Source organism: uncultured Gilvimarinus sp. (assembly GCF_963975215.1).
In the GTDB taxonomy this organism is placed as follows: Bacteria; Pseudomonadota; Gammaproteobacteria; order Pseudomonadales; family Cellvibrionaceae; genus Gilvimarinus.
Map to the genome: position 1 here is coordinate 1 of NZ_CAXBFW010000048.1, position 8793 is coordinate 8793.

An 8793-nucleotide genomic window follows, 5' to 3' on the forward strand; every position below is an offset into this window, starting at 1 on the left:
CTCCGACCTCCGACCTCCGACCTCCGACCTCCGACCTCCGACCTCCGACCTCCGACCTCCGAGGGAGCTGGGGCGTGAACAAGAGGGCGAAGTACCTTTCTTAATTATTCTTTATCCTCTGTTAAGGTTAAATCGACTTTATGTTGTTATAGTAGTTGTCTGTATTTCATTTGTGCGTTTGCATTCCATATGTGAAAATTCCCGGATTGCGACACCAACGACTATATTTTTAGCTAAGCCCATATTGATACTAATAAGTGAGAGACCCATGAAGATAACTCTGTTCGCTGTCCTGGCCGCCTCGGCCGTAACCGCCGCTGCCACTCTGCCGGTCTATGCCGCCGAAAAAGAACCTTGGCAGCAGGCGCAGGAAACCGAGGTGTGGGAGCCGGTACCCGCAAAAGTCTCCGTCAATGAGGCGGGGGTTCCCTCTGATGCTACCGTTTTGTTTGATGGCTCTGACCTGTCTGCCTGGGAGTCGACAGATGATAGCTCGGCCGCGCCCTGGAAGATTAGCGGAGATGTGTTGGTCGCAGAACCAAAGACCGGTGATATTCGCACCAGGCAAGAGTTTTGCGATGTCCAGCTACACATCGAGTGGCAGCCACCCGCCGAAAAAGACATGGAGGGGCCGGAGGGGCAGGGGCGCGGCAATAGTGGCGTGTTCTTTCAGGAGCGTTACGAGGTACAGGTGCTCGACTCTTTTGGCGGTAAAACTTACTCCAACGGCCAGGCGGCTTCGGTCTACAAACAGCATATTCCCCTTGTGAACGCGACCAAACCTTTGGATGAGTGGAACGTTTACGACATCATCTATAAAGCGCCGCGTTTTGCGAGTGATGGTGAGGTGGAAACTCCGGCTTATATTACGGTATTGCACAATGGTGTGTTGGTGCAAAACCATGTCGAGGTCCAGGGGCCTACCGGGTGGATCGGTCATCCTCCTTATGAGGCGCATGGCTGTGCGCCTTTGCGGCTGCAAGATCACGGGAACCCATCGAAGTTTCGCAATATCTGGGTGCGCGAGCTATAAGGCTGGCCAGTAGACATTATAATTTGAGAGCCCAATTCATGAAATTTAATAAGAAGCTGCTCGGCGCTATGTTTGCGCTGAGCGTGAGCCCCACTTTTGCGGCTGATAGCGCGCCCACCGATTTTTTTCCATATTTGCAAGGTGGTGAGTCGCTGGCGCGATCAAGTGTTGAGTTTAGCGATGGACAATTGCGGCGGGCCGATGGCGGTGACCAATTATTACTGAGTGCCGGCGATAGGGTTGAGTCCAATGTTCATCTTGGCGACAGTGTATTAACCATTGAGTTTCTGGCCGCTTCGGGCACCAATGCCGGGGTTTACCTGCAGGGGCGCTACGAAGTGGCGCTTGCGGCCACCAGTGGCGGATTGAGTGTGGGTGGTGTGCGTGGCCGCGGCGACGAGATGAGTGCGATTGCTCCCGCCGAAGACGCAGCCAAACCTGCCGGCGAATGGCAGACACTTGAGGTTAAGTTCCGCGCCCCGCGCTACGACGAGGCTTCCAACAAAGTGGCCAGCGCCATGATCCTCGAGGCGCGCCTGAACGGTACATTAGTGCAAAAAAATACGGTGTTGTCGGGGTTTAGTGCCGAGCCGATTAATATGTGGGAGACCACTAGCGGGCCTGCCATGCTGCGGGTGCGTGCCGGGCAGCTGGCGGTGCGTTCGCTGAGTGTCCACCCGGCGGATTTTGCCAAAGTAACGTTACCTGATGAAAGTGGCGGCGCCAGCAATGAAGCCGAGCTGGTGGATTTTGTCGCGGTGGGTAAAAAAGCCTTTCAGTCTCTGGGCTGCAAAGAGTGTCACGCGGTAGCGGCCGATGACGCCAGCATGAAAACGGGCCCCAACCTCTTTGGTTTGTTTAAAAAGACGCCGCGAGATCGGGAGATTATTGAGGCGGCGGAAAACCACCACTTTACGGTAAAGGCCGATTTTAGCTACCTCGAGCGCAGTGTCAGAAGCCCGGCGGCCGAGCTGGCTATTCACGAACGTGGTGACAAACAGGGCGAATCATTTATGCCCATCATGCCTCCCTACATGAAGCAAACTCTGCCGGACAAACAGCTGGATGCCATTGGCTATTATTTGCAAACGTTAAACACCCCCTGGGAGCAAGGCCCGGTGATTAAATTGGTAGAGTCCTCGGGCCCGGAAAAATACGATCCGCTGCAGGACGACCTACAATTTTTGGTGACCGATAGTGTGCGTTTACAGCGTGGCCCGATGGAGGGTTTGTCGGCGCGCAGTATTCACGTCGGGCAGCCCAACGCGGTTAACTACAGTTTTGACCCGCGTATTTTAGGCGTCGCCAAGGTTTGGCAGGGCGGCTTTTTGGATATGACTGGTGAGCTGACCAACCGCGGGGGCGATGGGCTGAAGACGGGTTTTGAAACCCGTGAGATTGATCTGGGGGATGCCGGGGTGTTGTTTGCCCCGCTCAATACCCGCGGCGAGCCAATTGATTTCTCGTTTAAAGAGTCTGTGTTTCGCGATATGGAGGCCGTTAAAAACGCCCTGTGGAGCGACAAGGATCAGGCTGAGCTGATTGCGCAACAAAACGCACAGTTTTTGGGGTACGAGCGCCCCTCAAAAGATAAGGCGGCCGCTCCGACCTTCCGCTATCGGGTGGGTAAAAATACGCTGGCGGTTACCACTGATATTGCCGACTCGGGAGCTGTTACTATTTCGGTGACCGGCGAGCGCCCCGCAGAGCAGCGCTTTATGGTGGGTGTTGATGCTTTAAGTGGTGTGCAGGTTTCGGCCGGTCAGTTGGTCGATGGTGTTTGGCTGCTGCCTAAAGGCGATAGCCACGCTGAACTCTCGGCCACAATAGCCTTGGCGGGTAATGCCTGGAGCCCCAAGCCCACCGATTTTAATTATCGCCAGCAACCTTTGACTCGGGTCGAGGCCGTGGCGGATTTGCCAGCCGGTTACGCCATTGAAAATTACCTGCCGCCGCAGGATAACTATGGTCGCGACCAGCTCTTTGAAGCTCTGGGCCTGGCTTTGGCCGATGACGGCACTATTGTCGTCGCTACGCGCACCGCCGGTATCTGGCGTATCAAAGATGGTCAGTGGCACCTTTTTGCCGAGGGTTTGTTCGATAGCCTGGGCGTTCAGATTGAAGACGAGCACGGCCTGCAGCTGGTGGTTGGGCAAAAGGCCGAGTTGACCCGCATTACCGATACAGACGGTGACGGAATGGGGGATAAGTTTGAAACACTGTTTGACGCCCACGGCTATCACGGTAATTACCACACCTATATGCATGGCCCCGCACGCGCGGCCGATGGTGCTTACCATGTCAGCCTAAACCTCGCGCATACCGATGAGGCCGTTTTTAAGGCCGATGGCTTGTATATGGGATCTCAGGGGGGCTACAGCGGCTGGAATATCCGCGTGACGCCTGAGGGCGAATACAGTTTGTACGCCAGCGGTTTGCGCAGCCCGGCTGGCCTGGCAACCGGGCCCGGAGGCAAGCTTTGGTACACCGAAAACCAGGGTGAATTCGTCGGTACGTCCAAGCTGTTTGTGCTGGAAAAAGACAAATTCTATGGACACCCTAGCGGCTTGGTTGACCTGCCGGGCAAAAAGCCCGATTCGCCGGATATTCAGTGGGATCAGGTGGCCGACTCGCGTGAGCGAGCCGTCGTGCTGTTCCCGCATAATATTGTGGCCAATGCGCCGGGCAACCCGGTGTGGGATACCACGCACGGCAAGTTTGGCCCCTTTGCCGGGCAGATGTTGGTGGGCGATCAGACCCAGTCAAACCTGTTGCGGGTTGTGACTGAAAATGTCGATGGGCAGCGCCAAGGGGTGGTTATCCCCTTTATGTCCGGCCTGGAGTCGGGTGTTATGAGAGGGCTGTTTTTGCCCGACAACAGCTTGTTGGTGGGGCAAACCGGCCGCGGCTGGCAGGCAAAAGGTGGCCATGTGGCGGCGCTGCAACGGATACGTTGGGATGGCCAAACAACCCCTCTGGCTATTCACGATGTGAGTGCCAGTAATAATGGTTTTGTCGTGCGTTTAACTCAACCCTTAAGCACGGTTGACGCCGATGCTGTGTCGCGGGCGTTATCGGTTAATTCATGGTTGTATCGCGATGCACCAGATTACGGCTCTGCAGAGCTGGACATGCGCGATGAATCCTTTAACGTGACACTGGCGGATGATGGGCTATCGTTTAGCGTAACGCTGGCAAACACCGAGCAAACGGTTGTTCATCCGCAGCAGACGGCGCGTGTTTATCACCTGGCGCTCAATCCGGCGGGGCTCTTTGCCGCGCAAGCGTCAGGCCCGCTACATGCCTATTACACGCTGTATCAGTTTGCTGACTGAGCTTTAACGTTGAGGTGTGGTGGCTCTTTGGCTTTACCGCGAGCTGCCATGCTGGATTTTACCGGTGAGTTTTGTAACTATGCGCGTTTGCTCTTGTCGGCGTGCTTATGAACGAGAATACCGGAACACTTACCATTGATCTCTCCGCTATCGTCGCCAATTGGTGTGCGGTAGCGGCGTATGCTGACTCCTCTGTTGTCTCGGCCGTTATTAAAGCAGACGCCTACGGTTTGGGGGCTGAGCATGTTGCTCCTGCGCTGTATCGCGCCGGTTGCCGACACTTCTTTTTTGCCACTCTCCACGAGGCCATCGCGGGCCGCTCTCTGGTGGGTGCCGATGCGCAGTGTTACCTATTGAGTGGTGTGCCCGGCGGCTCCGAGGCCGATATTGTTCGGCATCGGTTGGTACCTGTTTTATCGTCTTTGATTGCTGTTAACCGCTGGCTCGCCTGGCGAGCTGGCGCCGGCTTTGATGCTGGCAGCGCGCCGGCGGCGGTTAAGTTTGATACCGGGATGACCCGCTCGGGGTTGGCGGTCGCCGAGTTGCAGCACTTATTGGGCGAGGCCGAGCGCTGGGCGAAGTTGTCTCCCGTATTGCTGATGAGTCACCTGGCGGTGTCTGATGAGGCCGATAACCCACAAAACCGTCGTCAGCGCGATGCTTTTTTTGCTTTGGGGGCGCAGGCTAAACGTTTGCAGCCAGATCTGTTATTAAGCCTTGCTAACTCTTGCGGCACCTACCTTGGGCGGGACTATCACGCCGATCTGGTGCGGCCCGGCGCAGCCCTCTATGGGTTTAATCCTGTGGTTGGCGGTGAGTCGCCCATGCTGCCGGTGGCCCGCTTGTCCCTTCCGGTCATGTCTTTGCGAACTCTGACGGAGCCATCGCCGGTTGGTTATGGTGCTGAGTATACAGCCCAGCCCGGGCAGGTATTAGCTGTGGTGGCGGGGGGGTACGCCGATGGTTTGCACCGTATTTTGGGGTGCGCAGGTTACGGTTATTGCCTGGGTGTCAAAGTGCCGGTGGTGGGGCGTATTTCTATGGACAGTACGGTTTTTGATGTAACCGCCGTGGCTGATGCCCGCGAGGTTTATGGCCAACAAGGGCTGAACATTGACGTGTTGGGCGAAGGCGACCTGTCGCTCGATGCGCTCACCCGGCGCAATCAGGCGTTGGGGTACGAGGTGTTGACCAGTGTTCGCTCGGGCCGATATCGCCGAATCTATCAGGGGGAGTAGCTAGGTGCAGCAAGATCAGCTTCAAAGTTTGCTGGCGGTATTGGCCGACGGTGAGTACCACTCGGGCAGTGAGCTGGGAGAGTTGCTCGGGGTGAGTCGGGCAGCGGTGTGGAAGCATCTGCAAAAATTATCCGAGCTCGGAATCGAGTTGGATTCGAGCCGGGGGCGAGGCTACTGCTTGCCGGGCGGTCTGGAGTTGCTGTCTGGGGCTAAAATTGTGGAGTGTATGGGTGCGAACGCGGAGCTTCTATCGTTGGAGATACTGCCGTTGGTGGACTCCACCAATACGCGACTGATGAGCCGCGCTGAGCAGCTGCCATCTGGTTTTGTCTGCGTTGCCGAACAGCAGAGCGCGGGGCGGGGCCGCCGGGGCCGCGCTTGGGTTAGCCCTTTTGCGCGCAACTTGTACTTTTCTCTGTTGTGGCGCTTTGAGGGCGGTGCGGCTGAGTTGGAGGGGTTGAGCTTGGCGGTCGGCGTCTGCATCGCCGAGGCGCTGGAGTCGTTAGGTATTGATGGGGTAAGCCTTAAGTGGCCTAACGATGTGCTGGCCGATGGTAAAAAACTTGCCGGTATTCTGTTGGAGATGAGCGGTGATCCGGCCGGCGCTTGCCACTTGGTTATAGGGGTGGGTATTAATGTCGACATGGCCTCGATGCAGGCGCTGGATATTGATCAGCCTTGGATTGACGTTGCCTCGCTGGCGCGCGCACAAGGGCTTGCTCCAATTTCCCGAAATACTTTGTGCGCGCGAGTGCTGCGCAACCTTTGGGAGTTGCTAGACGAGTACCCAGAACGTGGTTTCGCCTTTTGGCGCGAGCGCTGGATGGCGCGGGCGGCTTACCTCAATAGGTCGGTGCGCCTTGTTACGTCAAGTCAGCAAACGCACGGTACGTTGCTGGGAGTAGATACCAGTGGTGCCTTGCGGCTTGCCACCGATACCGGTGAGCAGTTGGTGTACGGCGGTGAGGTGTCTTTGAGACCTGAGTCATGATTTTACAGATTGATATCGGCAATACCCGGATTAAATGGCGCTTGCGTCTTGAGGGCCGTACTCTTGGCTCCGGCGCTAGCGCTCACGGAGACTACCGCTGGTTAACCGGGCACGGCATTCGGCGTGTGTGGGTTAGCTCGGTGGTGGTCGCCGAGTCAGAACGCTTAACCGAGATGCTAGCCAAATCTGGCCTGCCTGCGCCGGAGTTTGCCTTGTCTCAGTCTAGCTTGGGTGAGGTGGTAAATGGTTATCGGGAGCCACATACTCTGGGGGTTGATCGCTGGCTGGCGCTTTTGGGGGCGCGTCAGCGCGTTGCCGGGGCGGCGTTGGTGGTGGATGCTGGCACAGCGCTCACGGTCGATTTGCTGGCTGGCGACGGTCGCCATCTCGGCGGCTATATTGCGCCGGGGCTGGCGCTGATGCGGCAATCGTTAGCACTTAAGTCACAGGCGTTGGCGGTCTCTCCGGCGGTCTCTGCTGAAGCGTTGCCCGGCAGTAGCAGCTCATCGGCGATTGAGGCAGGTTTAGTTGCTATGGGGCGCGGTGTGATTGTCACAGGTTATGACGCGTTGGCGGCGGCTGGTTCCGGGCCGTCACTGCTGTTTACTGGTGGTGATGGCACTTTTTGGCAGGGCGTGCTGGGCGAGGGAGAGGTTGTCCCCGAATTGTTGTTTTCCGGATTGGAGCGCTATTTTCAGGCGCAGTAGTCGCGGTGGCGAGCGGGGTGCAGGTTGTGTTTAAGGATAAAGCAACGAGGTTGCTATGAGGGTACTATTTTTTGCGCTGCTCGGTATTAATGTGGCTGCACTTATTTTGCAGTTGACGGTGTGGCGCCCGGATATGGCGGATGGGCCTGGGGTGCGTCATCGGGCTGCTTCTGGTGAGCGGTTGCTGTTGCTGTCTGAGTTGCAACAGAGTGAAACTCAGCCGCCGCTGGCCTCCGGTCGGCGCTCGTCACCTGTGGCGCCGGAGGCGAGTGCCGCGAGCGGGTTGTGTGACATGGTGGGGCCTTTCTCTGCGCTGTTGCAGGCCGAGTACCTGCAGGAGAGTCTGTCAGCACTGGATGTGATGGCTGATGTGCGCGAGCTGGAGGTGCCGGAGGGGGTTGGCTACTGGGTGCATTTGCCGCCAGAGGCCAGTCGTAAAGAGGCGCTGCAGCGTTTGCATGAAGTGCAGGCGCAGCAAATTGATAGCTATCTGATTCCTAGGGGTGAGCTGGCGAATGGTATTTCTTTTGGTATGTTTTCGCGCAAGGCGCTGGCTGAGGCCAGGCTGGGCGAAATGAGGGAGCTGGGGTACGCCGCGCAGATGCGGGAAGTGACCCGTACTCATAAAGAGATTTGGGTGGTGCTGGCGGCCGGGGAAGGTCAAAAAGTAGGCGAGAACAGGTGGTCTGAGTTGCTCGAGGCAGAAAATGGCATCGAGAAACAACAAAAATACTGTCAGGGTGTTGCACCTGAGTAAAAGTTTCTCTAGAATCCCGCCTCCACGTTGAGACGTGCTTAGAGAAAGTGCTGGCGTAGCTCAGTTGGTAGAGCAGCTGACTTGTAATCAGCCGGTCGGGGGTTCGACTCCTCTCGCCAGCTCCATTTTCTCTGATGTTGTTGCTGTAAGCAGGTGAATTTCTTAGGAAAACCGGTTGACAGTGATAGGCCAGAGCCGGACAATGCCGGCTTGTTTTTCGCAGGGGTTCCCGAGTGGCCAAAGGGATCAGACTGTAAATCTGACGCGCAAGCTTCGGTGGTTCGAATCCACCCCCCTGCACCATTTTATTACCGCTTGGCGGTAGCGGCTAAAAGTCGCTGCGGCTGGAAGCCCTCCGGTTTTGTGGAGGTGCTTTGCGGAGCAAGAACTCAGCGGGCATAGTTCAGTGGTAGAACGTCAGCCTTCCAAGCTGAATATGCGGGTTCGATTCCCGCTGCCCGCTCCAGTTGCTGTGGTTTTAAAGCTCTTGTAGCTCAGTTGGTAGAGCACACCCTTGGTAAGGGTGAGGTCGGCAGTTCAAATCTGCTCAAGAGCTCCATTTTCTGGCTGCGGAAGAAGTGCTTTCGCGGCTGTTTTTGTGTGTAAGTAAACGGCTTGTTTGATGGCTAGTTGAGGAGGCGCTCGCAATGGCGAAGGAAAAGTTCGAACGTAATAAGCCCCACGTCAATGTGGGTACCATCGGTCACGTTGACCACGGCAAAACCACTCTGA

At 56.7% G+C, this 8793-nt stretch carries 7 protein-coding genes and 4 tRNA genes; all 11 read left to right on the forward strand.

The features are described 5' to 3' along the window. Window positions 1-268 precede the first annotated feature (268 nt). The gene (locus AAC019_RS16875) at window positions 269-1033 is read left to right on the forward strand and encodes a DUF1080 domain-containing protein (protein WP_339900481.1); all 765 of its coding nucleotides are present in this window, start codon (window positions 269-271) and stop codon (window positions 1031-1033) included. A 38-nt stretch (window positions 1034-1071) separates the two neighbouring features. Then, window positions 1072-4368, forward strand: coding sequence for a family 16 glycoside hydrolase (locus AAC019_RS16880; protein ID WP_339900483.1), 3297 nt, complete (start codon window positions 1072-1074; stop codon window positions 4366-4368). A gap of 107 nt (window positions 4369-4475) precedes the next feature. Then, window positions 4476-5606, forward strand: coding sequence for an alanine racemase (gene alr / locus AAC019_RS16885; RefSeq protein ID WP_339900485.1), 1131 nt, complete (start codon window positions 4476-4478; stop codon window positions 5604-5606). A gap of 4 nt (window positions 5607-5610) precedes the next feature. Beyond that, a complete protein-coding gene (birA, locus tag AAC019_RS16890; protein WP_339900486.1) occupies window positions 5611-6597 on the forward strand; it encodes a bifunctional biotin--[acetyl-CoA-carboxylase] ligase/biotin operon repressor BirA in 987 nt (328 codons plus the stop codon). Further along, on the forward strand, window positions 6594-7304 hold the full coding sequence (locus AAC019_RS16895) for a type III pantothenate kinase (RefSeq protein WP_339900488.1): 711 nt from the start codon (window positions 6594-6596) through the stop codon (window positions 7302-7304). The genes birA and AAC019_RS16895 overlap by 4 nt, the downstream gene beginning before the upstream one ends. Before the next feature lie 55 nt (window positions 7305-7359). Further along, window positions 7360-8061, forward strand: a complete 702-nt coding sequence (locus tag AAC019_RS16900) for an SPOR domain-containing protein (RefSeq protein ID WP_339900489.1) — start codon at window positions 7360-7362, stop codon at window positions 8059-8061. Between the two features lie 49 nt (window positions 8062-8110). After that, a tRNA-Thr gene (locus AAC019_RS16905) sits at window positions 8111-8186 on the forward strand. Window positions 8187-8280: 94 nt separating this feature from the next. Next, window positions 8281-8364 (forward strand) — tRNA-Tyr (locus tag AAC019_RS16910). Window positions 8365-8453: 89 nt separating this feature from the next. Next, window positions 8454-8527 (forward strand) — tRNA-Gly (locus AAC019_RS16915). 17 nt (window positions 8528-8544) lie between these two features. Continuing rightward, window positions 8545-8620 (forward strand) — tRNA-Thr (locus AAC019_RS16920). An 88-nt stretch (window positions 8621-8708) separates the two neighbouring features. Further along, window positions 8709-8793: GTP-binding protein (locus tag AAC019_RS16925; RefSeq protein WP_003292966.1), on the forward strand; the 85-nt coding region annotated here is incomplete at its 3' end.

Excerpts from the sequence above, each read along its gene's own strand:
- AAC019_RS16875 (WP_339900481.1), top strand. The coding sequence starts at position 269 with ATGAAGATAACTCTGTTCGCTGTCCTGGCCGCCTCGGCCGTAACCGCC.
- AAC019_RS16880 (WP_339900483.1), top strand. The coding sequence starts at position 1,072 with ATGAAATTTAATAAGAAGCTGCTCGGCGCTATGTTTGCGCTGAGCGTG.
- alr (WP_339900485.1), top strand. The coding sequence starts at position 4,476 with ATGAACGAGAATACCGGAACACTTACCATTGATCTCTCCGCTATCGTC.
- AAC019_RS16895 (WP_339900488.1), top strand. The coding sequence starts at position 6,594 with ATGATTTTACAGATTGATATCGGCAATACCCGGATTAAATGGCGCTTG.
- AAC019_RS16900 (WP_339900489.1), top strand. The coding sequence starts at position 7,360 with ATGAGGGTACTATTTTTTGCGCTGCTCGGTATTAATGTGGCTGCACTT.